The sequence below is a fragment of the Leifsonia sp. NPDC058194 genome (genome assembly GCF_042883605.1).
Taxonomy (GTDB): domain Bacteria; phylum Actinomycetota; class Actinomycetes; order Actinomycetales; family Microbacteriaceae; genus Leifsonia.
Genome location: NZ_JBHVVL010000003.1, coordinates 49,385 through 73,529 on the forward strand (window position 1 = coordinate 49,385; position 24,145 = coordinate 73,529).

23 protein-coding genes are annotated in these 24,145 nt (G+C 71.4%); 10 read left to right on the plus strand and 13 right to left on the minus strand.

What is annotated here, in order from left to right:
• Window positions 1-74 precede the first annotated feature (74 nt).
• The 4 genes from ACFVU2_RS12365 (at window position 75) to ACFVU2_RS12380 (ending at window position 4,320) form a co-directional block, all read left to right on the plus strand.
• On the plus strand, window positions 75-1,571 hold the full coding sequence (locus tag ACFVU2_RS12365) for an AlkA N-terminal domain-containing protein (protein ID WP_387874565.1): 1,497 nt from the start codon (window positions 75-77) through the stop codon (window positions 1,569-1,571).
• Between the two features lie 47 nt (window positions 1,572-1,618).
• Window positions 1,619-2,383 carry a glycosyltransferase gene (locus ACFVU2_RS12370; protein WP_387874568.1) on the plus strand — a complete coding sequence of 255 codons (765 nt, stop codon included), beginning with the start codon at window positions 1,619-1,621 and terminating at the stop codon, window positions 2,381-2,383.
• Window positions 2,384-2,480: 97 nt separating this feature from the next.
• Window positions 2,481-3,356 (plus strand): fumarylacetoacetate hydrolase family protein, encoded by an 876-nt coding sequence (locus ACFVU2_RS12375; protein WP_387874571.1) that lies wholly within the window; start codon window positions 2,481-2,483, stop codon window positions 3,354-3,356.
• A gap of 43 nt (window positions 3,357-3,399) precedes the next feature.
• The gene (locus ACFVU2_RS12380; RefSeq protein ID WP_387874574.1) at window positions 3,400-4,320 is read left to right on the plus strand and encodes an alpha/beta fold hydrolase; all 921 of its coding nucleotides are present in this window, start codon (window positions 3,400-3,402) and stop codon (window positions 4,318-4,320) included.
• Window positions 4,321-4,322: 2 nt separating this feature from the next.
• On the opposite strand, the gene ACFVU2_RS12385 is transcribed toward ACFVU2_RS12380, so the two are convergent.
• The 5 genes from ACFVU2_RS12385 to ACFVU2_RS12405 all read right to left on the minus strand — a co-directional run bounded on the left by ACFVU2_RS12385 (window position 4,323) and on the right by ACFVU2_RS12405 (window position 9,912).
• Window positions 4,323-5,861: an aspartate ammonia-lyase gene (locus ACFVU2_RS12385; RefSeq protein WP_387875757.1), complete on the minus strand. Its 1,539-nt coding sequence runs from the start codon at window positions 5,859-5,861 to the stop codon at window positions 4,323-4,325.
• Between the two features lie 193 nt (window positions 5,862-6,054).
• The gene (locus ACFVU2_RS12390) at window positions 6,055-7,455 is read right to left on the minus strand and encodes an aldehyde dehydrogenase family protein (RefSeq protein WP_387874576.1); all 1,401 of its coding nucleotides are present in this window, start codon (window positions 7,453-7,455) and stop codon (window positions 6,055-6,057) included.
• Window positions 7,456-7,464: 9 nt separating this feature from the next.
• Entirely contained in the window at window positions 7,465-8,145 is a 681-nt protein-coding gene (gene trmB / locus ACFVU2_RS12395) for a tRNA (guanosine(46)-N7)-methyltransferase TrmB (RefSeq protein ID WP_387874578.1), read from the minus strand.
• A 35-nt stretch (window positions 8,146-8,180) separates the two neighbouring features.
• Window positions 8,181-8,492 (minus strand): hypothetical protein, encoded by a 312-nt coding sequence (locus tag ACFVU2_RS12400; protein ID WP_387874580.1) that lies wholly within the window; start codon window positions 8,490-8,492, stop codon window positions 8,181-8,183.
• Between the two features lie 94 nt (window positions 8,493-8,586).
• A complete protein-coding gene (locus ACFVU2_RS12405) occupies window positions 8,587-9,912 on the minus strand; it encodes an NCS2 family permease (protein ID WP_387874582.1) in 1,326 nt (441 codons plus the stop codon).
• On the opposite strand from ACFVU2_RS12405, the gene ACFVU2_RS12410 reads away from it, so the two are divergent.
• On the plus strand, window positions 9,902-10,090 hold the full coding sequence (locus ACFVU2_RS12410; RefSeq protein WP_387874585.1) for a hypothetical protein: 189 nt from the start codon (window positions 9,902-9,904) through the stop codon (window positions 10,088-10,090). The genes ACFVU2_RS12405 and ACFVU2_RS12410 overlap by 11 nt on opposite strands.
• 78 nt (window positions 10,091-10,168) lie before the next feature.
• Window positions 10,169-11,446, plus strand: coding sequence for a uracil-xanthine permease family protein (locus ACFVU2_RS12415; RefSeq protein ID WP_387874588.1), 1,278 nt, complete (start codon window positions 10,169-10,171; stop codon window positions 11,444-11,446).
• Between the two features lie 50 nt (window positions 11,447-11,496).
• Here the strand turns inward: ACFVU2_RS12415 and ACFVU2_RS12420 are convergent, their stop codons facing one another.
• From ACFVU2_RS12420 to ACFVU2_RS12435, 4 genes are all read right to left on the minus strand, one after another.
• A complete protein-coding gene (locus ACFVU2_RS12420; RefSeq protein ID WP_387874590.1) occupies window positions 11,497-11,835 on the minus strand; it encodes a peptidase in 339 nt (112 codons plus the stop codon).
• Window positions 11,832-13,046, minus strand: a complete 1,215-nt coding sequence (locus ACFVU2_RS12425; RefSeq protein WP_387874592.1) for an anion permease — start codon at window positions 13,044-13,046, stop codon at window positions 11,832-11,834. Before ACFVU2_RS12425 ends, ACFVU2_RS12420 begins: the two co-directional genes overlap by 4 nt.
• Before the next feature lie 132 nt (window positions 13,047-13,178).
• Window positions 13,179-15,749, minus strand: coding sequence for a DEAD/DEAH box helicase (locus ACFVU2_RS12430; RefSeq protein WP_387874594.1), 2,571 nt, complete (start codon window positions 15,747-15,749; stop codon window positions 13,179-13,181).
• A gap of 58 nt (window positions 15,750-15,807) precedes the next feature.
• Entirely contained in the window at window positions 15,808-16,134 is a 327-nt protein-coding gene (locus ACFVU2_RS12435) for a hypothetical protein (RefSeq protein WP_387874597.1), read from the minus strand.
• A 112-nt stretch (window positions 16,135-16,246) separates the two neighbouring features.
• Between ACFVU2_RS12435 and ACFVU2_RS12440 the strand changes: the two genes are divergently transcribed.
• Genes ACFVU2_RS12440 through ACFVU2_RS12450 form a run of 3 tightly spaced genes read left to right on the plus strand, consistent with a single transcriptional unit; the run spans window position 16,247 to window position 20,250 of the window.
• Entirely contained in the window at window positions 16,247-17,767 is a 1,521-nt protein-coding gene (locus ACFVU2_RS12440; protein WP_387874600.1) for an SDR family NAD(P)-dependent oxidoreductase, read from the plus strand.
• A 42-nt stretch (window positions 17,768-17,809) separates the two neighbouring features.
• The gene (locus ACFVU2_RS12445; RefSeq protein ID WP_387874602.1) at window positions 17,810-19,813 is read left to right on the plus strand and encodes an amino acid transporter; all 2,004 of its coding nucleotides are present in this window, start codon (window positions 17,810-17,812) and stop codon (window positions 19,811-19,813) included.
• 29 nt (window positions 19,814-19,842) lie between these two features.
• On the plus strand, window positions 19,843-20,250 hold the full coding sequence (locus ACFVU2_RS12450) for a DUF1622 domain-containing protein (RefSeq protein WP_387874604.1): 408 nt from the start codon (window positions 19,843-19,845) through the stop codon (window positions 20,248-20,250).
• Window positions 20,251-20,274: 24 nt separating this feature from the next.
• On the opposite strand, the gene ACFVU2_RS12455 is transcribed toward ACFVU2_RS12450, so the two are convergent.
• On the minus strand, window positions 20,275-21,555 hold the full coding sequence (locus ACFVU2_RS12455; protein ID WP_387874606.1) for an alpha-hydroxy-acid oxidizing protein: 1,281 nt from the start codon (window positions 21,553-21,555) through the stop codon (window positions 20,275-20,277).
• Window positions 21,556-21,571: 16 nt separating this feature from the next.
• Window positions 21,572-22,285, minus strand: coding sequence for a LysR substrate-binding domain-containing protein (locus ACFVU2_RS12460; RefSeq protein ID WP_387874607.1), 714 nt, complete (start codon window positions 22,283-22,285; stop codon window positions 21,572-21,574).
• Between the two features lie 33 nt (window positions 22,286-22,318).
• On the opposite strand from ACFVU2_RS12460, the gene ACFVU2_RS12465 reads away from it, so the two are divergent.
• Window positions 22,319-22,717, plus strand: a complete 399-nt coding sequence (locus ACFVU2_RS12465; RefSeq protein WP_387874609.1) for a DUF5997 family protein — start codon at window positions 22,319-22,321, stop codon at window positions 22,715-22,717.
• Between the two features lie 26 nt (window positions 22,718-22,743).
• On the opposite strand, the gene ACFVU2_RS12470 is transcribed toward ACFVU2_RS12465, so the two are convergent.
• Together ACFVU2_RS12470 and ACFVU2_RS12475 are read right to left on the minus strand one after the other, a co-directional pair.
• Window positions 22,744-23,151, minus strand: a complete 408-nt coding sequence (locus ACFVU2_RS12470; RefSeq protein WP_387874612.1) for a hypothetical protein — start codon at window positions 23,149-23,151, stop codon at window positions 22,744-22,746.
• A 7-nt stretch (window positions 23,152-23,158) separates the two neighbouring features.
• Window positions 23,159-24,082 (minus strand): NADP-dependent oxidoreductase, encoded by a 924-nt coding sequence (locus tag ACFVU2_RS12475; RefSeq protein WP_387874614.1) that lies wholly within the window; start codon window positions 24,080-24,082, stop codon window positions 23,159-23,161.
• Window positions 24,083-24,145 lie beyond the last annotated feature (63 nt).

The following is a 24,145-nucleotide window of genomic DNA, read 5'->3' on the forward strand; positions in this document are numbered from 1 at the left end:
CGGCGTCCACGCCCCGCCGCGCTTATGTCCGATTTCCGCTATCCGATGTCGGGGGCGCGTGTCAGGCTGGGACCATGCCACGCCCCACCGGCCCCGCGACCGACCCCCTCGACGACCCCGTCTTCGCCGAACGCTACCGGGCGATGAACGCCCGCGACGCACGCTTCGACGGTCAGTTCATCACGGGCGTCCACTCCACCGGGATCTACTGCCGCCCGAGTTGCCCGGCCGTCACCCCGAAGCCCGGCAACGTGAGCTTCTACCTCACCGCCGCGGCCGCGCACGAGGCCGGGCTGCGTGCCTGCAAGCGCTGCCTGCCCGATGCGGTCCCGGGTTCCCCCGAGTGGAACATGCGCGACGACCTGGCCGCGCGGGCCATGCGCCTGATCTCCGACGGGACGGTGGAGCGGGAGGGCGTGCCCGGCCTCGCGCACCGCCTCGGCTACACCCCGCGCCACCTCGGCCGCGTGCTGACGGCCGAGCTGGGCGCCGGGCCCCTCGCACTGGCGCGCGCCCATCGGGCGCAGACCGCACGGCTGCTCCTGACCGGCACCGACCTCCCGATCACCGATGTGGCGTTCGCCGCCGGGTTCACGAGCGTGCGCCAGTTCAACGAGACGATCGCCGAGATCTACCGCACCACGCCCGGCGGCATCCGCGCCTCCGCCCGGCGTCGCCCCGCAACGGCCGCCGAGCCGGAGGCCGGGGCGGCCACCCTCAGTCTGCGGCTGCCCGCACGCGCGCCGTTCGACGGCCGGTCGCTGCTCGCCTTCCTCTCCGCGCGCGCCGTCGCCGGCATGGAGCAGGGCGGCGACGGCACCTACTCCCGGGCGCTGCGACTCCCCCATGGCGCGGCGACCGTCCGGCTGAGCCTCACGGGCTCCGACGACGCCCCCGCCGTGCAGTGCGACGCCGTGCTCGCCGACGTCGCCGACCTCGCCCCCCTCGTCGCCCGGGTCCGGCGACTGCTCGACCTCGACGCGGACGCAGCGGCGATCGACGAGGCGCTCTCGGCCGACCCCGCGCTCGCCCCCGGCGTGCGTGCCGCGCCCGGCCTGCGCGTCCCGGGCGCCGTCGATCCGGAGGAGATCGTCTTCCGCGCCATGATCGGCCAGCAGGTCTCGGTTCCGGCCGCCCGCACGGCGCTGACCCGGCTGACGGACGCGCTCGGGGAGCCGATCGAGCTCGGCGGTTTCACCCGGCTCTTCCCCACTCCGGCCGCCATCGCCGAGCGCGGCCACGAGGTGCTCCGCGGCCCCGCCCGCCGGGTGGAGTCCATCATCGGCGTCGCGCGCGCCCTCGCCGACGGCGCGCTGCACCTCGACGTGGGCGAGTCGCGCGAGGAGCTGGAGGCCCGCCTCCTCGCCCTGCCCGGCATCGGCCCCTGGACGGCCGGCTACATCGCGCTGCGCGTGCTCGGCAGTCCGGACATCCTGCTCACCGGCGACCTGGCCCTCCGGCAGGGCGCCGCGCGGCTCGGGCTCCCCGGCGAGGCGCGGGCACTCGCGGCGTACGGCGCACGCTGGGCGCCCTGGCGCAGCTACGCCGGAATGCACCTCTGGCGGGCGTAGGATCGCAGCACAACCGGTCGTATCAGGTGGGAGGGGTGAGGCCAGCAGTGCCCTCGATCACCGTCGTCATCCCCGCCCTCGACGACGCGGAGATGCTGCGCCGCAGCCTCGCCGATCTGGCCGCCCAGCTGCGCCCCGCCGATGAGATCGTCGTCGTCGACAACGGCAGCACGGACGACACCGCCGAGGTCGCCCGCGCGGCCGGCGCACGGGTGCTGGAGCAGCCGGTCCGCGGCATCTTCCCGGCCGCCGCGACGGGCTACGACGCGGCCACCGGCGACATCATCGCCCGCATCGACGCCGACTCCCGGGTGCCGGTCGACTGGCTGCTGCACATCGAGGCGGAGTTCGTCGACGCCCCCGAGATCGGCGTGCTGACCGGCCCCGGCGTCTTCTACGACGGCAACGCGTTCGTCGCGGGCCTCGGCCAGGTGCTCTACATCGGCGGCTACTTCTGGTCCATGGAGATCTGGCTGGGCCATCCCCCGATCTTCGGCTCCAACTTCGCCATGCGGCGCCAGGTGTGGGACGGCGTGCGCGGGTCGGTGCACAGCGGGGTCCGCGAGGTGCACGACGACCTCGATCTCGCGTTCCACCTCGACCCCGGCGTGATCGTCCGCTACGACGAGCGGCTCACCGTCGGCATCTCCGCCCGCCCCTTCTCGACCTGGCACGGCTTCGGCCGGCGGCTGTCCTGGGCGTTCGGGACGCTGTGGATGCACCTGCCCGAGGAGTCGCCGTGGCGGCGGCGCGCGGCCCGCCGTCGGTGGCGCGCCGAGCATGCCGAGGACGCGCCGGGAGCGGTGGCCTGAGCGCACTCTCACGTTCGACACCGCGTCGAGAGAACGGGCTCCGGACCGACTGCCTGTCGAGTACCGCTGCACCCGCCTCCCCGATAGGTTGGAGAGTGTGAGATTCTCGCACCTCAGTTCCACCCCCGATGCGGCGCCGCGTCTGGCCGCCGTCGTCGCCGACGGCGCCCTCTTCCTCGACGAGGTCATGCCGGACGCCCCGCGCGACCTCCAAGACCTCATCGAGCGCGGCGAGGACGCGATGGCCGGCGTGCGCGCCGTCGTCGACGAGTCCGTCGCGACCGGCCGCCCGCTCACCCCCGTGTCCGGTCTGCGGCACGCGTCCGCGGTCCTGCGGCCTCCGCAGGTCATCGCGATCGGTGCGAACTACGCGGCCCACGCGTCGGAGCTCAAGCTGCGCAGCGAGAAGGCGGCCACGGTGTTCTCGCTCTGGCCGAACTCGCTCGCCGGGCACGGCGGCACCACCTCCTGGCCGGAGGATCTCACGACGCAGGTCGACTACGAGGCCGAGCTCGGTGTCATCATCGGCCGGCCCGCGCGCAACGTGTCCGCCCGCGACGCGCTCGACTACGTGTTCGGCTACACCGTGGTCAACGACATCACGGCGCGCGACCTCCAGTTCTCGGAGGCCCAGTGGTCGCGCTGCAAGTCCTTCGACGGCTTCACCCCCAACGGGCCGGTCGTCGTGACCGCCGACGAGATCGCCGACCCGCAGGACCTCTGGCTCACCACGAACGTCGACGGCAGCATCCTCCAGGACGCCTCCACGGCCGACATGGTGCGCTCCGTCGCCCAGATCATCGAGTTCCTCTCGCACTCGGCGACCATCCAGCCCGGCACCCTCATCTCCACGGGAAGCCCGGGAGGCGCCGGATACTCCCGCAATCCCCCGGTCTTCCTGCGCGACAAGTCCACCGTCACCGTCTCCATCGGCGGGATCGGCTACCTCACCACCTACTGCCGCGTCACCTGACGCGGTGACTGCGATCGCGCCCGCCGTCGGCTAGCGTGAGGGCATGTCCATCGGAGAGCGGCGCCCCGGAGTGGCGGGAGACGGCGGCGAGGCCGCACGCCTCGACGCCGCCCTGCCCGACATCGACTGGTCCATCGCCCCGGTCGGCACGGTGTTCTCGCGTTTCCCCGCGCCCAGCGGCGAGCTCGCCGTCGCCTCCCTCGGCGACCCGGCCGACCCGCGCGTCGTGATGGTGCCGGGGGCGACCGGGTCGAAGGAGGACTTCTACCTGCTCGCGCCGATCCTGGTCGCCGCCGGCTACTACGTGCAGAGCTACGACCTCGCCGGGCAGTACGAGTCCGCCGACGCCGGGCCGCCGCCGGGCGGCCACTACACGTACGACCTCCTCGTCGCCGACTTCGTCGCCTTCCTGAGCGACGGGGGCGCCGCGCACGTCCTCGGCTACTCCTTCGCCGGGATCGTGGCGGAGCTCGCGCTCGTCGAGCACCCCGATCTGTTCCGCTCCCTCACGCTGCTGACGACGCCGCCCGAGCCGGGGCAGGCGTTCCGCGGGGTGCGGGTCATCGGCTGGCTCAGCTGGCTGCTGAACGGCCACCAGGGGGCCGGGCTGATGATCTGGGGCATCGTCACCAACAAGAACAAGGTGCCGCCGAGCCGGCTGGCCTTCGTCCGGTCGCGCTTCGACCTGACCCGCCGGTCGAGCGTGGACGACATGGTCGGCCTGATGAAGCGGGTGCCGGACGTGCGCGCCCGGGTCGCGGCGAGCGGCATCCCGGTGCTGGTGGCGACGGGCGACCACGATCTGTGGCCGACACCCCTGCACGCGGCGAACGCCGATGCCCTCGGCGCCCGCCTCGCCGTGTACCGCACCGGCCACAGCCCGTGCGAGACGGCTCCGCACCAGCTGGCGCGCGACATGATCGCCCTGTTCCGGGAGGCCGACGCGCGCGACGCAGCCGGCTGAGATCAGTCCGTCAGAGGATCGGGCACGATGATCGGGATGGCCGTCGTGATGGTCTCGAGCCCGCTCAAGCGCGCCGGGGACAGCAGCCGGGTGACCTCTTCACGGCTCATGAGCTTCGCATCCACCACCAGGTCGGCGACGTTGTGCCCGGTCAGCAGCGCCGACTTGGCGAGCGCGGCCGCGGCCGCATAGCCGATGTGCGGGGTGAGCGCCGTGATCACGCCGACGGACGAGCCGACCATCGCGCCGAGCCGCTCCTCGTTGGCGGTGATGCCGTCGACGCAGTTGACCCGCAGAGTGTGGAACGCCTGGGTCATCCACGTGATGCTCTGCAGCAGGGAGTGCGCGATCACGGGCTCGAAGGCGTTGAGCTGGAGCTGGCCACCCTCGGCCGCCATCGTCACCGTGACGTCGGCGCCGGCGACCGAGAAGGCCACCTGGTTGACGACCTCCGGGATGACCGGGTTGACCTTGCCGGGCATGATGCTGGAGCCGGCCTGGCGCGGCGGGAGGTTGATCTCGCCGAGCCCCGCCTGCGGCCCGGACGAGAGCAGCCGGAGGTCGTTGCAGATCTTGGAGAGCTTGATCGCGCTGCGCTTGAGCGAGCCCGAGAACGACATGAACGCGCCCGCGTCGCTCGTCGACTCGATGAGGTCGGGCGCGGATTCGAGGTTCAGCCCGGTGATCGCGTTGAGGTGGCGCACGGCCGCGGCGGCGTACCCGGGGTCGGCCGTGATGCCCGTGCCGATGGCGGTCGCGCCGAGGTTGATCTCGGCGAGCAGCCACTTGGTCTCGGTGAGACGCGCGTGGTCCTCGGTGAGGGTGGTCGCGAAACCGTGGAACTCCTGGCCCAGGGTCATGGGCACGGCATCCTGCAGCTGGGTGCGGCCCACCTTCAGGATGTGCCGGAACTCCAGGCCCTTGCTCGCGAACGAGTCGCGGAGCAGGGCCAGCTGGTCGAGCAGGTGCGCGAGTGCGAAGGTCAGCGCGATCTTGATCGCCGTGGGGTACGTGTCGTTGGTGCTCTGGCTGCGGTTCACGTCGTCGATCGGGCTGAGCGAGGCGTAGTCGCCCTTGGGGCGGCCGTCGAGCTCGAGCGCGACGTTGGCGATGACCTCGTTGGCGTTCATGTTCGTCGAGGTGCCGGCGCCGCCCTGCATCACGCCGACCACGAACTGGTCGTGGAAGCGGCCGTCGATGATGAGCTGGCACGCCCGGTCGATCAGGTCGGCCTTGTGCGCCTCCAGGACGCCGATCTCGAGGTTCGCGCGCGCGGCCGCCTGCTTGACGCTGGCGAGCGCGACGATCAGGTCCGGGTAGACGGAGATGGGACGCTTCGCGATGGAGAAGTTCTCGAGCGCCCGGGACGTGTGCACGCCCCAGTAGGCGTCGGCCGGGATCTCCCGGCTGCCGAGCGAGTCGGTCTCGGTACGGGTCGGTCCGCCGGACGCGGCGGCGTCCGGCACGTCGGAGACGTTCTCCGACGCGTCGACGACCGGCGGCGGGATCACGGGGACCGGCTGGGTCGCTGGGTCGTCCATCATGGCTCTGGGGTTCACGGTCAGCACCGTTGCCTCTCGTTGTGCGGTTGGCTCGCCGGAGGGGGCCGGCGCGGGGTGTCGGCCGTTCGTGGCCGCCGACAGCACCAACCTACCGCCAGCCCCTGCACGCCGGGTGGACGATCCGTCTCGAATCCGAGACGCGGCCGAGCGGCCTGCGCACCGGGACGCGCGCTCAGCCCAGCTTGCGCAGCAGGCCGCGCGCGAAGCGGTCCTTGCCCTCGGTGTACGGCGGGTAGATGAGCTTCATCGTGTCGGGCGCGAGCGACTTGCTCAGCACGGCCTTCTCGTGGCTGAACGTGCGCAGCGAGCGTTCGCCGTGGTACGCCCCGACCCCGCTCTCCCCCACCCCGCCGAAGGGCAGGCCGCCCACGGCGAGGTGTGCGGCGGGGACGCCGAAACCGACCGCGCCCGAGCTCGTCTCGGTCAGGATGCGGCGCCGCGCCGACGCGCGCTCGGTGAAGGCGTAGAGGGCGAGGGGCTTGTCGCCGGCGCAGATGAAGCGGATCGCGTCGTCGAGGTCGGCGACCGGGACGATCGGCAGGATGGGCCCGAAGATCTCCTCGCCCATCACGGCCGCATCCCTCGGGACGTCCGTGAGAACGGTCGGCGCGAGGTATCGGCTCGCGGCGTCCCGATCGCCCCCGACCGCGGTCGTGCCGGCGCCGTCCAGCAGGCCGGCGAGCCGCGCGAACTGGCGGTCGTCGACGATCCGCCCGTAGTCGGGGCTCTGCGCCGGGTCGTCGCCGTAGAGCTCGCGGATCGCGGCGCGGAGGGCGTCGGCCAGCCGGGCCGCGACGGACGACGTCGCGAGGACGTAGTCGGGGGCGACGCAGGTCTGGCCCGCGTTCATGAACTTGCCCCAGGCGATCCGCCGGGCGGCCGCCGCGATGTCGACCGAGTCGTCGACGTAGACGGGCGACTTCCCGCCGAGCTCGAGGGTGACCGGGGTGAGGTGCTGGGCCGCCGCCGTGGCGACGATGCGGCCCACGCGCCCGTTGCCGGTGAAGAAGATGTGGTCCCAGCGCAGGGCGAGCAGCTCGGTCGTCTCGGGCACCGCCCCTTCGACGACCGCGACCGCCCGGGTGTCCAGGTACTGCGGGAGGAGCCGTGCCATCGCGGCCGAGGTCGCCGGGGCGAGCTCCGACGGCTTCACGACGACCGCGTTGCCCGCTGCCAGGGCGCCGACGAGCGGGGCGAGGAGCAGCTGCACGGGGTAGTTCCACGGGGCGATCACCAGCACGACCCCGACGGGCTCCAGCACGGTGGACGCCTTCGCGGGCAGCAGCGCCCCCGGGACGCTCACGCGCTTCGGCCGCAGCCAGCGCCGGAGGTTGCGGACCATGTGGTCGATCTCGCCGACGACGAACCCGATCTCGGCGATCTGCGACTCGGTCGGGTTCTTGGCGAGGTCGGCGAGCAGGGCGTCCTCGAGCTCCGGAGCGCGTTCGACGAGAAGCCGGCGGAGCGCCCGCAGCTGGGCGAGCCTCCACGCGAGGGGCTTGGTGACCCCGCTGTCGAAGGTCGTGCGCAGAGCGGCGGCGGTCTGCCCGATGGCGGTGAGCCCAGTGGTCATGCGCCCATCCTACGGACGGGGGCGGTACTCCAGGTCGAAGATCGCGTGGCCCAGCTTCTCGCCGCGTCGCTCGAACTTCGTCACCGGGCGGTCGTCGGGCCGCGGGACGAATCGCGCGGCACCGGCGACGTTCACCAGCGCGGGCTCGGCGTCGAGGACCTCGACCATGTGCTCGGCGTACGGCTCCCAGTCGGTCGCGAGCCGCAGCACGCCGTCGGAGGCGAGCGCCCGCAGGATCAGGGTCGTGAACTCCGGCTGCACGAGTCGGCGACGATGGTGGCGCGCCTTCGGCCACGGGTCGGGGAAGAAGATCAGCACCTCGGCGACGCTCCGCTCGGCGAGTCCGGAATGGAAGACCTCGACGGCGTCGTGCCGGATGACCCGGATGTTGGTGAGCCCCCTGTCACGGGCGCCGGCGAGCACACGTCCCACACCGGCCCCGTGCACCTCCACCCCGAGGAAGTCGCGCTCGGGGTGCCGCTCGGCGAGGATCAGGAGGTTCTCGCCGTTCCCGAAGCCGATCTCGACCGTGCGGGCGGCGCTGCGGCCGAAGAGCGCATCCAGATCGAGCGGCGAACAGTCGAAGTCCACGCCGTACGCGGGCCAGAGCTCGTCGATCGCGCGCTGCTGGGCTTCGGTCTTCCGCCCCCGCACGACGTAGCTGCGGGGACCGAGGGGGGACTGTTCCATCCGTCCATTCTCTCAGGCGGGCGGAGTCTCCCGGGTCAGAGGACGGCGAACGGGAGGAAGCCGAGGCCGATCCCGAGGCCGGCGAGCGCCAGCACCAGGCCGATCAGCACGCCGAAGAGCATCAGCGCGTTCAGCACGATGCCCCAGACCGCGAACGTCTTGCCCAGCTGCTCGCGGCCGAGGGCGAGGATGCCGATGACGAGGCCGGCGATCGGGGCGACGAAGGTCCAGCCGAACACGATCGAGGCGAGGCCGAGCACGAAGCTCGTCACGCTGAGGGTGCGGTACGCCGTGGGCGTGGATGCGGCGGAGTCGGAGGCGGCGGTCGGGCTGCTCGTGCTGGTCATGCATCCAGTCAAGCGGCACGCGCCACCCGGCGGTATCGGGGAAACCCCCGGATCCGTCTCGGGGGTTCCCCCGAGACGGATCCGCGTGTCACGCCTAGTGGGGCAGGAAGGTCTCGATCGGACCGCGCGCGAAGTAGATCAGGAAGCCGGCGGCCACGACCCACAGCAGCGGGCTGATCTCGCGCGCCTTGCCGGACAGCGACCGGACCAGCACCCAGCTGATGAAGCCGACGCCGATACCGTTGGCGATCGAGTACGTCAGCGGCATGACGATGATCGTCAGGAACACCGGCAGCACGCTCGAGAACTCGGCGAAGTCGATGTGACGGATCTGCACGACCATCAGCGCACCGACGATGACGAGCGCCGCGGCGGCGACCTCCAGCGGGACGACCTGGGTCAGCGGGGTGAAGAACATCGCGAGGAGGAACAGCAGGCCGGTGATGACGGACGCGAATCCGGTCCGGGCCCCCTCGCCGATGCCGGACGCCGACTCGACGAACACGGTGTTGGAGGACGACGAGGTCGCGCCGCCGACGACGGCGCCGACGCCCTCCACGATGAGCGCGGGCTGCAGGCGCGGGAACGTGCCGTCCTCCTTCGCCAGACCGGCGCTGCGCGCGAGGCCGGTCATGGAGCCCATCGCGTCGAAGAAGTTCGTGAACACGAGGGTGAAGACGAGCATGATCGCGGCCAGTGCGCCGATGCGGCCGAACGAGCCGAAGACGTCCACCTGGCCGACCAGGCCCAGGTTCGGCAGCGACACCAGCGAGCCGGGCAGCTGCGGGACGGTGAGGTTCCAGCCGCCGGCGTTCTTGCCGCCCATGGACGGGCCGACCGGCCAGATGGCCTCCACGATGATCGCGACGACCGTGGCCGCGACGATGCCGATGAGCAGGGCGCCCTTGACCTTGCGGGCCATGAGCACGCCCATGATCACCAGGGCGAGCAGGAAGATCAGGGTCGGGACGGTCGCGATCGAGCCCGCCTCGCCGAGCTGCACAGGCGGCGACGACATGTTGGTGCTGCGCACGAAACCGCTGTCGACGAAGCCGATGAACGCGATGAAGAGACCGATGCCGACCGTGATCGCCGTCTTGAGCTGAGCGGGCACCGCGTTGAAGATCAGCTTGCGCAGGCCGGTGGCCGACAGCAGCACGATGATGAGGCCGTTGATGACGACGAGGCCCATGGCCTCCTGCCAGGTGAGCACCTGGACCACGTTGACGGCGAGGAACGAGTTGATGCCGAGGCCCGCGGCGAACGCGAACGGGAGGCGGGCGACCAGGCCGAACAGCACGGTCATCACGCCGGCGCTCAGCGCCGTGACGGCGGCGACCTGCGCGCCCTGCAGCGAGTGTCCGGAGACGTCGGGGGTCCCGCCCAGGATCAGCGGGTTCAGGATGACGATGTACGCCATCGTGACGAAGGTCAGCACGCCGCCGCGGACCTCGGTGGCCCAGGTCGTGCCGCGCTTGGTGATCTCGAAGAACCGGTCGAGGCGCCCCTCGCCGGTCGGCGCGGGCGCGGTGGTCGATTCGGAAATGGTGATCTCCCGTACTATCTCGAAGGCGGAGGTGTCGATGAACGTGCTCTGAACATTCGGAGCGGATTCACGGGCGCGGCGCGCCGCACTCCAGCCTAATTCCCATTTCCACGAGCGAAGGACACCCTGAATGGCCCTGCCCTGGACCCTGCACGGCGACGGAAAGAACGTCGGCGCCCACGAGATCGTGCTCCCCGGCGAGCGGCTCACCTGGCCCCGCACCATCGGCCTGGGCGCCCAGCACGTCGTCGCCATGTTCGGCGCGACCTTCCTGGTGCCTGTGCTCACGCACTTCCCGCCCAGCACGACCCTGCTGTTCTCGGGCATCGGGACCATCCTGTTCCTGCTTATCACCCGCAACCGGCTCCCCAGCTACCTGGGCTCGTCGTTCGCGTTCATCGCCCCGATCACCGCGGCGACGGCGAGCAACGGGATGGGGAGCGCACTGTTCGGGATCGTCGCGGTCGGCGTGCTGCTGGCGATCGTCGGCGGCATCGTGATCCTCACCGGCACCGGCTGGATCGATGCGCTCATGCCGCCCGTGGTGGCGGGCGCGATCGTCGCGCTGATCGGGTTCAACCTGGCGCCGGCGGCGAAGAACAACTTCGTGCAGGCCCCGTGGACGGCCCTCGTCACGCTGCTCGCCGTGATCTTGTGCACCGTGCTGTTCAAGGGGCTGCTCGGCCGGCTCTCCATCTTCGTCGGCGTCGCGGTCGGGTACGTATTCGCCGTGATCATGGGCGAGGTCGACTTCTCCGCCGTCGCGACGGCCGACTGGATCGGGCTGCCGGCCTTCGCCCTCCCGGCCAACCCGTTCGAGAACCCGGCCGCGACCTTCGGCATCCTGCCGGCCTTCCTGCCCGTCGTGCTGGTGCTGGTCGCCGAGAACGTCGGCCACATCCGCGGCGTCGCGCAGCTCACCGACCCCTCGGTGAACAAGCTCACCGGCCGCGCGCTCTTCGCCGACGGCCTGGCGACCACCGTCGCCGGCTTCTTCGGCGGCTCCGGCACGACCACGTACGGCGAGAACATCGGCGTCATGGCGGCGACCAAGGTGTACTCGACCGCCGCGTACTGGGTCGCGGGCATCGTGGCCGTCCTGCTGGGACTCTCCCCCAAGGTCGGCGCGGTCATCAACACCATCCCGGCCGGCGTGCTCGGCGGCGTGACGACCGCCCTCTACGGCCTGATCGGCATCATCGGCGTGAAGATCTGGCTCGACAACAAGGTGGACTTCTCGAAGCCCGTCAACCAGTTCACCGCCGCCACCGCGCTGGTCGTCGGCATCGCGGACTTCACCCTGAACCTGGGCCAGCTCACCTTCAACGGCATCGCGCTCGGCACCATCGCCGCGATCGTCGTCTACCACCTCATGCGCACCGTCGCCCGCCTCCGCGGCACCGACTGAGCGGACGCCTCGCGGGCCCGCGCATGCTCCAGGCGCGGGTCTGCGCGGGCTCAGTGGTGGAAGAAGGGGATGATCAAGTACAGGCCGTAGAGCACGGCACACCCGGTGAGCACGAAGCACGCGTATGCGCCCGCGAGGGCGAGGCGCTTCTGCCCGTCGGTGAGCGGGTTCTTGCGGCGCGCCTTCGCGGCCTTGCGCTGGGCCTTCGCGGCCTCCTCCGGCGTGATCACGGTGATCGCGTCGGTGAACTCCACCGGCTCGACCACGAGAGCACGGCCCGCGACGGCGAGCAGGCGGGTGCCCAGGGCGTACAGGCTCACGACGACGCAGGCGCCGATGATGGCGGCCGCGAAGACGATGAGGAACGCGATCCAGTCGATGCCGATCATGCGGACTCCTTGTGCGCGCGCTCCTTCTTGAGCGGCTTGACCTTCTTGATCCTGACGGCCCGGGCGGACGCGGCGACCTCGCTCTGCCCCTGCACGGGAGCGGGTTCGACCGCGTTGTCGCTGTGCACCTGGTTGCGGCGCGACAGCCAGAAGATGAGGGTGACCACGCCGACGCCCAGCACGGTGTCGATGAGGATCCCGACCGGTCCGAGACCGGCGATGAGCGCGGCGACCGCGCCGACGATGCCGGCGGCGGGCAGAGTGAGCAGCCAGCCGATGGCGATGCGCCCGGCCGTCCCCCAGCGCACGGACGAACCACGGCGGCCGAGACCCGATCCGATGACCGAACCGGAGGCGACCTGGGTGGTCGAGAGCGCGAAGCCGAGGTGGCTGGAGGCGAGGATGGTCGCGGCGGTGCTCGTCTCGGCGGCGAAGCCCTGCGCGGGCTTGACCTCGGTGAGGCCGCGGCCGAGCGTGCGGATGATGCGCCAGCCGCCCGAGTAGGTGCCGATCGCGATGGCGAGGGCGCACGAGACGACGACCCACAGCTCCGGGCCGGTCCCGGCCGTCTGCAAGCCGGCGGCGATGAGCGTCAGGGTGATGACGCCCATCGTCTTCTGGGCATCGTTGGTGCCGTGCGCGAGCGCCACGAGCGACGACGAGAAGATCTGGCCGTAGCGGAAGCCTCCGCGGCCATCCGGGCGCCCGTCGTAGCGACGCGTGATCCAGTACGCGAGCTTCGTCGCCGAGTAGGCCACGACGCCCGCCGTCACCGGTGCGATGAGAGCCGGGAGGATGACCTTGTCGAGCACGACGACGAAGTCGACCGCACCGAGTCCCGCTCCGACGATCGCGGCACCGATCAGACCGCCGAAGAGCGCGTGGCTGGAGGACGACGGCAGGCCGAACAGCCAGGTGACCATGTTCCAGACGATCGCCCCGACGAGGCCCGCGAAGATCAGCTCCGGGGTGATCTGCACCCCACCGGATCCTTCGCGGATGATGCCGCCGGAGATCGTCTTCGCCACCTCGGTCGAGAGGAACGCGCCGATCAGGTTGAGGACGGCGGCGAGGGCCACCGCCACCTTCGGTTTCATGGCGCCGGTCGCGATGGGAGTCGCCATCGCGTTCGCGGTGTCGTGGAAACCGTTCGTGAAGTCGAAGAACAGGGCCAGCGCAATGACCAGCACGATGATGAGGGTGAGATCCACCGGATTCTTTCTCGTGTCGGGGATGCGTCCATCCCGATACAAGCGTTCACCGGGATTTCATGCAAGTGACCTGGCGCGCGATCATGCGACCGTGTAGATACTCACACGGCGGCGGGTCATGCGTCAAAATCGCTAGAGCCGGCCGACGCCCGTCACCTTCACGACCGCGACACCGGCCTGGGCCGAGGCCTCCAGCAGGATGTCCGCGGTGATGCCCCAGTCGTGGTCGCCCGCCGGGTCGGCGATGATCTGCCGCACCCGCCAGACACCCTCCGACGCCGCCGGAGTCTCGTCGACGATGATCATCGACGCCGAGCGCGCGGCGGCGTCGGTGAGGATCTCGTCGTGCTCCGCGTAGTAGTCCTCGAGGGCCGCATCCCACTGCTGCTCCGAGAACGACGGGGCGGCCGATTCGGCGAGCGCCGCGGCCTCCGCCTCGAGCACCCCGAGCTGCGGGATGCGGTCGAGGGCGGCCAGCTGCACCCGGCGGAACAGCTCGTTGCGCACCAGCACGAAGAAGGCGCGCCGATTCGTGGTGACGTTGCGGGGCGCGGGAGGCGCGAGCTCGCCCGCCTCGGCCGCGTGGCGGGCGGCGTCGGGGTGGACGAGCTCCTCCCACTCGTCGAGCAGGCTGGAGTCGACCTGGCGCACCAGCTCGCCGAGCCACTCGATGATGTCGCGGAGCTCCTCCGTCCGCAGGTCGAGCGGGACGGTCTGACCGAGGGCCCGGTAAGCGTCGGAGAGGTAGCGGAGCACCACGCCTTCCGAGCGCGCGAGCTTGTAGTACGAGACGAACTCGCCGAACGTCATCGCCCGCTCGTAGAGGTCGCGCACGACCGACTTGGGGCGCAGCTCGAAGTCGGCGACCCACGGCTGGCTCGACGCGTAGGTCGCGAACGCCGCGTTCAGCAGCTCGTCATGCGGCTTCGGATGTGTGACCTCCTCGAGCGCGGCCATCCGCTCGTCGTATTCGATTCCCTCGGCCTTCATCGCTGCGACCGCTTCGCCCCGTGCCTGGAACTGCTGGGCGGACAGCACCGGCCGGGGGTCGTCGAGCGTGGACTCCACGACCGAGACGATGTCGAGCGCGAACTGCGGCGTCTCGGCGTCGAAGAGCTCGAACGCGGCGAGCGCGAACGGCGACAGCGGCTGGTTGAGGGCGAAGTTGGGCTGGAGGTCGACCGTGAGGCGGATCTCCCCGTCCACGTTCTCGATCACCCCGGCGGTGAGCAGCGAGCGGTACAGCTCGATGGCGCGCCGGGCCAGCGCCAGCTGCCGCTTCCACGGCTCGTGGTTGTCGAACACGAGGGCGCGCACGTGCCCGTAGACGTCCCCGCCGCGGCCGATCACGTTGATGAGCATGGCGCTCGTGATCTGCATGGAGGACGTGAGCGTCTCCGGCTCGGCCTCGATCAGCTTGCGGAACGACGGCTCGCCCCACGAGACGAAGCCCTCCGGCGCTTTCTTGCGGACGATCTTGCGCCGCTTCTTCGGGTCGTCGCCGGCCTTCTCGATCGCCTTGAGGTTCTCGCTCTCGTGCTCGGGCGCCTGGGCGACGACGGTGCCGGCGGTGTCGTATCCCGCGCGCCCGGCACGGCCGGCGATCTGGTGGAACTCGCGGGCGTTCAGCTGTCGCAGGCGGGTGCCGTCGAACTTCGTCAGCGCGGTGAGCAGCACGGTCCGGATCGGGACGTTGATGCCCACTCCGAGGGTGTCCGTCCCGCAGATCACGCGGAGGAGTCCGCGCTGGGCGAGCTGCTCGACGAGGCGGCGGTACTTGGGCAGCATCCCCGCGTGGTGGACGCCGATGCCCTGGCGCAGGAGGCGCGAGAGGGTCTTGCCGAACGCGGTGGTGAAGCGGAAGTCGCCGATCAGCTCGGCGATGCGGTCGCGCTGCTCCCGGTCTGCGATCTTGGCGCTGGAGAGCGACTGCGCGCGTTCCAGCGCCGCGAGCTGCGAGAAGTGCACCACGTAGATCGGCGCCTGCCCGGTGTGCAGGAGGTCGTCGATGGTCTCGTGGATGGGCGACAGCTCGTAGAAGTAGTGCAGGGGAACCGGGCGCTCGACCCCGGTGACGGTGGCCGTCTCCCGTCCCGTGCGGCGGCCGAGGTCGTCGGCGAGGGCGGTCACGTCGCCCAGGGTCGCCGACATCAGCACGAACTGCGTGTGTGGGAGGGTCAGCAGCGGGACCTGCCACGCCCAGCCCCGGTCGGGGTCGGCGTAGAAGTGGAATTCGTCCATCACGACCTGGCCGACGGGGGTGTCCTCCCCGTGGCGGAGGGCGAGGTTGGCGAGGATCTCGGCGGTGCAGCAGATGATCGGTGCGTCGGCGTTGACGGCGGAGTCGCCCGTCATCATGCCGACGTTCTCCGCGCCGAAGATGTCGACGAGGGCGAAGAACTTCTCCGAGACGAGGGCCTTGATCGGCGCGGTGTAGTAGCTGCGCTCCCCGCGGGCGAGGGCCGCGAAGTGGGCGCCGACCGCGACGAGCGACTTGCCGGTGCCGGTCGGCGTGCTCAGGATGAGGTTCGCCCCGGCGACGATCTCGATGACCGACTCGTCCTGAGCCGGGTAGAGCGAGAACCCGCCCGCTTCCGCCCAGGCGACGAACGTGTCGTAGACGGCGTCCTCGCTCGCGGTGCCCGGACCGCTGTGGCCGGGGATGTCGTCGACACGGAGCCGGACGGGTGCTGGAGACGTCATGATGCCTCAAGCCTCCCATGCCGGAGCACGGGAGCGCGTGCCTCTCGGCAGGCGGCTGCTAGTGGGAGCCGATCTGCGTCCCGGCCATCGAGTACCCGCCGTTCGGGTTCTTCGACGGCCGCGGCTCGTCGAACTGCGGGTTGGCCTTGCCCGGGAGGCTCGCGGGCACGGCCCGGGTGCGGGCGGCGGCCACGATCGCGACCACGCACGCGGCGAGCAGGACGAGGCCGAGGGCGGCGAGCGCCCAGCCGATCGGCTCGCCGGCCACGACGAGGACGACACCGTACGGCCCGGCCAGCCACGCTCCGACTCCGGCCACGATCGCCCCCGCGACCAGCAGCCCCACACGCGAGCGGCGGCGGCGCGCCTGCTCCAGCTCGCGCATCAACGCACTCTCTTGCATCGGCACGCCCATGGTGCACCCCCTTTTCGGCACCCTAGCATCCGGGAGCCCGAGCAGACAGGGTCCGTGCAGCGGGGCATCGTAGAATTCTCCGGTGCCATCCACGACCCCTCCCTCCGACTCCCCCGCCGTCGGCATCGACCCCGCCGACCTGGAGATCACGCTCCGCGTGCTCGGGAGGCTCCACGAGTTCGACCGCGAGCACCCCGACTTCGTCGCCGTGCGGCAGGCCACCGGGCACATGTTCAAGGCCGTCAAGCAGGCGCGGCGCCGCGAGCTGCGCGACGCCGTGGCCGAGGCGGACCGCGCGGTCGTCGCCGCCACCGCGACGGGCGCCCCCGACCGGATCGACGACGAGACCCGCGGGCGCGAGCTGACCTCCGGCAGCACGGGGTCGACCTCCGCGGGCACGCTGATCAAGGCGCGCGCCTGCTACATCTGCAAGCAGGACTACACCGAGGTCGACTGGTTCTACCACCAGCTCTGCCCGTCGTGCGCCGCCTCCAGCCACGCCAAGCGCAACGCGCGCACCGACCTGCGCGGCAAGCGCGCGCTGCTGACGGGCGGCCGCGCCAAGATCGGCATGCACATCGCCCTGCGCCTGCTGCGCGACGGCGCCCACCTGACCATCACCACCCGCTTCCCCCGCGACGCCGTCCGCCGCTTCTCGCAGCTGCCCGACGCGGCGGAGTGGCTGCACCGGCTCCGCGTGGTCGGCATCGACCTGCGCGACCCGTCCCAGGTGATCGCGCTGGCCGACTCGGTGGCGGCGCAGGGCCCGCTCGACATCCTGATCAACAACGCCGCGCAGACCGTCCGCCGCTCCCCCGGCTCGTATTCGCTGCTGGCCGAGGCGGAGTCGCAGCCGCTGCCCGACGGCCCGCTGCCCGAGATGGAGACCTTCGGCCACACGGCCGACCCGCACCCGCAGGCCCTGGAGGCCTCGGTCGCCGCGCACCCCCTCCTCTCGCGCACCACGATCGCCGGCACCATCGCCGAGCTCGGCGGCCCCGGCGCGATCACGGCGGACGACCTGGCCTCCCTGGCCATGGCACCGGGATCGTCGTCGCTGGCCAAGCACGCCGACGGCACCGCGATCGACGCCGGCGGACTGGTGCCGGACGTCAAGACCGTGAACAGCTGGACGCAGGCGATCGGCGACGTCGACCCGCTCGAGCTCCTCGAGGTGCAGCTCTGCAACACGACGGCGCCGTTCATCCTGATCGACCGGCTCCGGCCGTCCCTCTCCGCCACGGAGGCGGGCCGCGCCTACGTCGTCAACGTCTCCGCGATGGAGGGCGTGTTCGGCCGACGCTACAAGGGCCCCGGACACCCGCACACCAACATGGCGAAGGCTGCTCTGAACATGCTCACCCGCACCAGCGCCGGTGAGATGTTCGAGACCGACAACATCCTGATGACGAGCGTGGACACCGGCTGGATCACCGACGAGCGCCCGCACTACACCAAGGTCCGCCTGGCCGAGGAGGGCTTCCACGCGCCGCTCGACCTGGTCGACGGCGCCGCTCGCGTGTACGACCCGATCGTGCGCGGCGAGGCCGGCGAAGACCTCTACGGAGTGTTCCTCAAGGACTACCGCGCGTCGGCCTGGTGAGCGAACTAGTGTGAGGGCGTAGACCCAGCACGAGGAGCGACGATGTCGACCACACCGGCGGACGGCGCACCGGCGCCCGTCCCTGTACCCGGCCAGGCGCAGGCCTCCGGGCATGCGCACCCGAAGGCGGGCCGCTTCCGCCACTGGCTGCTCTCGGGACTGGTCGACGAGCGCGGCACCCAGCAGGGCCCGCACGGGCGCAACCCGGAGCGGACGCACTCCTGGTGGCAGGTCATGTGCCTCACCGGCGTCGACTACTTCTCCACCCTCGGCTACCAGCCCGCGATCGCGGCGCTGGCGGCCGGGTTGATCTCACCGTTCGCGACGCTCGTGCTCGTCGCCCTCACCCTGTTGGGCGCGCTCCCCGTCTACCGGCGCGTGGCGCGCGAGAGCTTCCGCGGCTCGGGGTCGATCGCCATGCTCGAGCGGCTCCTGCCCTGGTGGGCCGGCAAGCTCTTCGTGCTGGTTCTCCTGGGCTTCGCCGCGACCGACTTCATGATCACGATCACCCTGTCGGCGGCCGACGCGACCGCGCACGCGATCGAGAACCCGTTCGCCCCCGACTGGTTCCACGGGCAAAACGTGATCATCACGCTCGTGCTGCTCACGCTCCTCGGCGCCGTGTTCCTCCGCGGGTTCCGGGAGGCCATCGGCATCGCGGTCGTCCTGGTCGCGATCTACCTCGCACTGAACGTCATCGTGGTCGGCACCTCCATCGTCGAGGTCTTCCACCACCCGACCGCCATCGAGGACTGGTGGGGGATGCTGTTCCGGCAGAACGGCAATCCGCTCATGGTCGTCGGCGTCGCGCTGCTCGTGTTCCCGAAGCTCGCGCTGGGCCTCTCGGGCTTCGAGACCGGCGTCGCCGTCATGCCCCAGATCAAGGGCAAGCCCGACGACGATCCGGCGTATCCGGCCGGCCGCATCCGCGGCGCCCACCGACTGCTGACGACGGCCGCGCTGATCATGAGCGTGTTCCTCATCACCTCGAGCTTCACGACGACACTGCTCATCCCGCAGAAGGAGTTCCAGGCAGGAGGCTCCGCCAACGGCCGAGCCCTGGCCTACCTCGCGCACGAGTACCTGGGGAACGTGTTCGGCACCGTCTACGACATCAGCACCATCCTGATCCTGTGGTTCGCCGGCGCCTCGGCGATGGCCGGTCTGCTGAACCTCGTCCCCCGCTACCTGCCCCGATACGGGATGGCGCCGCAGTGGGCGCGGGCGGTGCGCCCCCTGGTGCTCGTCTTCACCGCGATCGCCTTCCTGATCACCCTGGTGTTCCAGGCGAACGTCGACGCCCAGGGCGGTGCGTACGCGACCGGCGTCCTCGTGCTGATCACGTCCGCGTCGCTCGCGGTGGCGCTCTCCGCCCGGCGCAAGAAGCAGCCGCGCCGCTTCGTGCTCTTCGGCATCATCACCGCGATCTTCGTGTACACGACCATCGTCAACGTCATCGAGCGGCCGGACGGCCTGCGGATCGCGCTGCTGTTCATCCTCGGCATCCTGGTCGTCTCGATCGTGTCGCGCGTCGGCCGCTCGTTCGAGCTGCGCGCCACGTCCGTGACGCTCGACGTGACGGCGCTCGACTTCGTCCTCGAGGACGCCGAGGAGGGCGAGATCCGCATCATCTCGCACGAGCCCGACGTCGACACGACGAAGGAGTACGCGCAGAAGAACAAGGACGAGCGCAAGTTCAGCCACATCCCGCAGCGGGCGCGCACCATCTTCATCGAGGTCCTCCCCTCCGACTCCTCGGACTTCGAGGAGGACCTGGTGGTCCACGGCGTGGTGAAGCACGGGTACCGCGTGCTTCAGGTCAAGAGCGGCAACGTGCCGAACACGATCGCGGCGGTGCTGCTCGAGATCCGCGACATCTCGGGGGTCGTGCCGACCATCTACTTCGAGTGGACCGAGGGCAACCCGATCTCGAACATGTTCCGCTTCCTCATCACCGGCGTCGGCGAGGTCGCTCCGGTGACGCGCGAGGTGCTGCGAGAGGCCGAGAAGGATGTGAAACGCCGACCGGCCGTCCACGTCTCCTGATCCGCGGCGCGCTGTGGCACCATGACCGCATGGACGGACACGCGTTCTTCGAGGCCATCGGCGTCGCCTTCGAGTTCGCCGGCGTCCTGGCGATGGCCCTCGGCTTCGTCGTCGCGGTCGTGATCTCGCTCGTCGCCTGGCGCCGCAGCCGGAGCGGAACCGTCGCGTTCCGCACCCTGCGGGAGACCTTCGGCGGTGTCATCCTGCTCGGTCTCGAGATCCTCGTCGCGGCCGATCTGGTCAAGACGGTGACCTCCAGCCCCACGCTGACCGACGCGGTGGTGCTCGGGATCATCGTGCTGATCCGCACCATCCTGAGCTTCTCGCTCCAGGTCGAGATCGACGGCGTCGCGCCGTGGAAGCGCGCGCTCGTGACCGGGCCCCAGGTGCTGGCGCAGGCGGCCCGGCGCGCCGGCGAGCCTCCCGCGACGAGCTGACCCGGCCCGGCGAGCGGAGCGCGCTCAGCCGGCGAGGACGGACGCGTCGATCTCGTCGACGCGCCGCACCCCGGCCAGCCCCATCGTGATGTCGAGCTCGGCGATCACGTTGCGCAGCAGCTCCCGCACGCCGGCCTCCCCCGCGAGCGCGAGCGCATAGGCATACGGGCGCCCGATCGCGACCGCGTGGGCTCCGAGGGCGAGCGCGATCACGACGTCGGCGCCCCCGCGCACACCGCTGTCGAACAGCACGGGCAGCCGGCCGCCGACCGCCTCCACCACCCCGGGCAACGCGTCGAGCGCGGCGATCTCCCCGTCGATCTGGCGGCCGCCGTGGTTCGACACCTGCACCGCGTCCACCCCGGCGTCGACCGCCCGGCGGGCGTCGTCCGGGTGCAGCACGCCCTTCAGCACGATCGGCAGGCGGGTGCGCTCCCGCAGGAACCCGAGATCGTCCCAGCTCAGGGACGGGTCGGCGAAGACATCCAGGAAGGTCTCGACGGCCGCCAGGGGCTCCGGCGACCGCAGGTTCGCCCGGAGACCGCCCGGGTGGTGGCGCAGGATGCTGTCGAACGCCGCGATCGCCGCCGGCGTCACCCGCGCGCGCTCCCGCGCGCCGCCCTCGGCCACCCGGTCCGCGACGAGACGACGGAACACCGGGTCGCTGGTGTACTGCGCGATGCCCAGGCCACGGCTGAACGGCAGGTAGCCGAGTTCGAGGTCGCGCGGGCGCCAGCCGAGCACGTGCGTATCGAGGGTGACGACGATCGCCTCGCACCCGCTGCGCTCCGCCCGCTCGACGAGGCTCGCCACCAGCTCACGCGACGCACTCCAGTAGAGCTGGAACCACCGCGCTGCTCCGGGCGCCACCGCGTCCATCGCTGCGGCGACCTCCTCCATCGGCGCCGAGGCCTGATTGGAGAGCACGGCGGGGATGCCGAGCGACGCCGCCGCCCGGGCGGCGAGCGCGTCGCCTCCGCGGTGCGCGAGCTCCAGCACGCCGATCGGGGCGAGCAGCAGCGGGGCCGGGCGGCGCGTGCCGAAGAGGTCGACGCCGAGGTCGCGCGTGGAGACGTCGCGCAGCACGCGCGGCACGATGCGATGCTCCCGGAACGCGCGGAGATTCGCGTGGGCCGTGCGCTCGGCGCCCGCCGAACCGGCGATGTAGGCGAAGGCGGCCCGCGACATCCGCCGTCGCGCTGCGCGCTCGAGGGCGGACGATCCGACCGGGATGCGGGGTCGGCTCCCGCTCACCCCGGCGCGGTAGATCTCGGACTGGGCGTCGCGGCCCGCACTGGCTGCCATGCCGCCATTCTGCCCCTCAGCGGCGCTTGCGCCCCCGACCGCCCCGCGGGGCGGGCTTCCCGGTGCTGCGGGAGCGGCCAGCGCCCGATCCGCTCGTGCCCGTCTGCTTACCGCTCTGCTTGCCGTTCTGCTTGGCTGCCGCGGGCCGCTTGGCCGGCGCCCCCTGCTTGGCGGCCGCCGCCTGCTGCTCGGCGACGTCGGCGTTGCGCGAGCTGTGCGCGGTGCGGCCGCGCACGATCCCGATGAACTCGTCGACGAGGGGATGCTGCCCCTCCCGCGGCCAGGTCAGCGCGATCCTGCTCTCGTCGCCGTCCTCTAGGCGCACCGCCACCACGTCCTTGCGACGCAGCGATTTGGCGACCGACGCGGGCCACAGGGCGACGCCCTCGCCTTCGGCGATACGCCGCATCAGGGCCTCCGACGGCTCCCCATCGATGCGCGGCACGCCCTCGAGGTCGGCACGGTGCAGCTTCTTCTCCAGCGTGAGCAGGTGCTCGTGGTGCATCACGAGCACCACGTCCTCCGCGTAGAGCGGGATCAGGTGCCGATCGTCGTCGGCCGTCGCGTCGCGGACGAAGGCCATGTCGGCCTCCCCCGCCACCAGCACGGCCAGCGGATCGGTGCTGGGAGCGACGGCGAGCTCGACGTGCGGATGCCGCCGTTCGAACTCGCGCGTCCACTTGCCGACGGTCACGCCCCGGGGGAAGGTCAGGGCGAATCGGGAGGTCATCCTCCGAGCGTACCGAACGGTAACCTGGATCCCATGAGTGCCGAGAAGCGACCCCAGACCATGAAGGCGGCCACTGCCGCCAAGAAGCTCGGCATCTACCTGCCCGCCGCGCCGGCCGAGTTCCGCGACGGCGACATCAGCCGGACCGAGTTCGACGCGCTCAACGCCGAGCCGCCGGAGTGGCTGCGCACTCTGCGCGCCGACGGCCCGCACCCCCGCGACGAGGTCGCACGCAAGCTCGGCGTCTCCAACTCCGGCCTCGCCCGCGGCGGCGTCGACGAGGCGTTGACGACCGCCGAGATCAAGGCGCTGCTGGCGGACCCGCCGGAGTGGCTCGTCACCGAGCGCGCGACACAGGCCGCGGTGCGCGCCGAGAACGCGCGGGTCAAGGCCCGCGACGCCGAGCGCGCCGCTCGTCGCACCGACGGCTGACGGCTGACGGCCCGCCCGAGACGGCCTCAGCCCGTCGACGCCCCAATGAGGGCGAGGAGCGCCTGCGCATACGCGGTCGGCGGGTCCTCGTGCTCGAACATCCGGTCCGCGCCCACCAGCACGATCGTCACGCGGTAGCCGTCGACGGTGCGCGCCAGGTGCCGGAACGAGCCGCCCAGGAGCTCGCGCAACTGGTCCTCGCGCGGGATCCACAGGGCGTCCTCGACCGCGAGGGAGTCGAGCGCCCACTCCGTCGTGCCGTTGAAGCCCAGGATGGTCCCGCTGTCGAAGTGATGGGGCTCGATCGTCATCTCGCTGACCGTGAAGCGCTCCCCGGCCATCCCGGGCCGGTCGATGGCGAACGTGTCGCCGGACTGCGGCTGCCAGCGCAGGCCCGCCTCCCGCAGCAGCCGCGCGGTGTCGTCGTCGATCATCGTCGCCTCAGTCCGTCACGACGACGATCTTGCCGCGCACGTGGCCGGCCTCCAGCCGCCCGTACGCTTCGCTCGTCTGCTCGATCGGGTAGATGGAGTCGATGGGCAGGATGAGCTCGTTCTCCGCCAGGAGGGCGGCGAGCTCGGCGAGCTCCTCGTTTCCGGCGGCCGCTCCCCCGACGTTCCGCGCACCATGGGCGTCGGGCCCGAAGACGGCGATCGTGTTGATCCGCTCGACGGGGACTCCGAGTTGCAGCGCCGCCTCGATGGTGCCGCCGCCGTGGTTGTCCAGAGCAGCCGTGACCCGGTCGCCGTCGAGCAGCTCCCGCACCCGCTCGGCCAGCCCGTCGCCGTAGACGACCGGGATGACGCCCAGGGTCTCGAGGAACTCGTGGTTCTCCTCCCCCGCCGTGCCCACGACGGTCGCCCCAGCGCGCACGGCCAGCTGGGCGGCGAGCACGCCGACACCGCCGGCCGCGGCGCTCACCAGCACGGTGTCGTGCTCGCCGAGCCCGAGCGACCTCGTGGTCGCCATCGCGGTGCGCCCGACGACTCCGAGCGATCCGGCGACCTCGAAGGTCAGCGCGCCCGGTTTCGCGACGACCTGGCCGTCCTCGGCGACGACGGCGAAATCGGCGACCGCGGCGAACGGAGCGGTACCGAAGACCGCGTCGCCCGCGGAGAACCGGGTGACGCCCTCGCCGACCTCCTCGACGTAGCCCGCGAAGTCCTGACCGATGCCGCTCGGCAGGGTCACACCCATCCGCCCGGCCGACCGTTCGTCGCGGTACGCCTTGTAGTCCATCGGGTTGAGGCCCGCCGCCATCACCCGCACGAGGAGCTGGCCCGGCCCGGGCCACGGTCGCTCCCGGTCCACCACCTGCAGGAAGTCGCGCGAACCGAACTCCTCGAACTGGACGAATCTGGGCATACGGCGTCCCTCCACTCTCGTAGGAGGGAGCCTAGCCCTGCCGCCCGTGCGCCCATAGAGCCG

What these genes read in the sequence shown, in the direction of transcription:
- ACFVU2_RS12365 (WP_387874565.1), top strand. Translation starts at nt 75, where the DNA reads ATGCCACGCCCCACCGGCCCCGCGACCGACCCCCTCGACGACCCCGTC.
- ACFVU2_RS12380 (WP_387874574.1), top strand. Translation starts at nt 3,400, where the DNA reads ATGTCCATCGGAGAGCGGCGCCCCGGAGTGGCGGGAGACGGCGGCGAG.
- ACFVU2_RS12385 (WP_387875757.1), bottom strand. Translation starts at nt 5,861, where the DNA reads ATGGACGACCCAGCGACCCAGCCGGTCCCCGTGATCCCGCCGCCGGTC.
- ACFVU2_RS12390 (WP_387874576.1), bottom strand. Translation starts at nt 7,455, where the DNA reads ATGACCACTGGGCTCACCGCCATCGGGCAGACCGCCGCCGCTCTGCGC.
- trmB (WP_387874578.1), bottom strand. Translation starts at nt 8,145, where the DNA reads ATGGAACAGTCCCCCCTCGGTCCCCGCAGCTACGTCGTGCGGGGGCGG.
- ACFVU2_RS12400 (WP_387874580.1), bottom strand. Translation starts at nt 8,492, where the DNA reads ATGACCAGCACGAGCAGCCCGACCGCCGCCTCCGACTCCGCCGCATCC.
- ACFVU2_RS12410 (WP_387874585.1), top strand. Translation starts at nt 9,902, where the DNA reads ATGTACGCCATCGTGACGAAGGTCAGCACGCCGCCGCGGACCTCGGTG.
- ACFVU2_RS12405 (WP_387874582.1), bottom strand. Translation starts at nt 9,912, where the DNA reads ATGGCGTACATCGTCATCCTGAACCCGCTGATCCTGGGCGGGACCCCC.
- ACFVU2_RS12415 (WP_387874588.1), top strand. Translation starts at nt 10,169, where the DNA reads ATGGCCCTGCCCTGGACCCTGCACGGCGACGGAAAGAACGTCGGCGCC.
- ACFVU2_RS12420 (WP_387874590.1), bottom strand. Translation starts at nt 11,835, where the DNA reads ATGATCGGCATCGACTGGATCGCGTTCCTCATCGTCTTCGCGGCCGCC.
- ACFVU2_RS12430 (WP_387874594.1), bottom strand. Translation starts at nt 15,749, where the DNA reads ATGACGTCTCCAGCACCCGTCCGGCTCCGTGTCGACGACATCCCCGGC.
- ACFVU2_RS12435 (WP_387874597.1), bottom strand. Translation starts at nt 16,134, where the DNA reads ATGCGCGAGCTGGAGCAGGCGCGCCGCCGCCGCTCGCGTGTGGGGCTG.
- ACFVU2_RS12445 (WP_387874602.1), top strand. Translation starts at nt 17,810, where the DNA reads ATGTCGACCACACCGGCGGACGGCGCACCGGCGCCCGTCCCTGTACCC.
- ACFVU2_RS12450 (WP_387874604.1), top strand. Translation starts at nt 19,843, where the DNA reads ATGGACGGACACGCGTTCTTCGAGGCCATCGGCGTCGCCTTCGAGTTC.
- ACFVU2_RS12455 (WP_387874606.1), bottom strand. Translation starts at nt 21,555, where the DNA reads ATGGCAGCCAGTGCGGGCCGCGACGCCCAGTCCGAGATCTACCGCGCC.
- ACFVU2_RS12460 (WP_387874607.1), bottom strand. Translation starts at nt 22,285, where the DNA reads ATGACCTCCCGATTCGCCCTGACCTTCCCCCGGGGCGTGACCGTCGGC.
- ACFVU2_RS12465 (WP_387874609.1), top strand. Translation starts at nt 22,319, where the DNA reads ATGAGTGCCGAGAAGCGACCCCAGACCATGAAGGCGGCCACTGCCGCC.
- ACFVU2_RS12470 (WP_387874612.1), bottom strand. Translation starts at nt 23,151, where the DNA reads ATGATCGACGACGACACCGCGCGGCTGCTGCGGGAGGCGGGCCTGCGC.
- ACFVU2_RS12475 (WP_387874614.1), bottom strand. Translation starts at nt 24,082, where the DNA reads ATGCCCAGATTCGTCCAGTTCGAGGAGTTCGGTTCGCGCGACTTCCTG.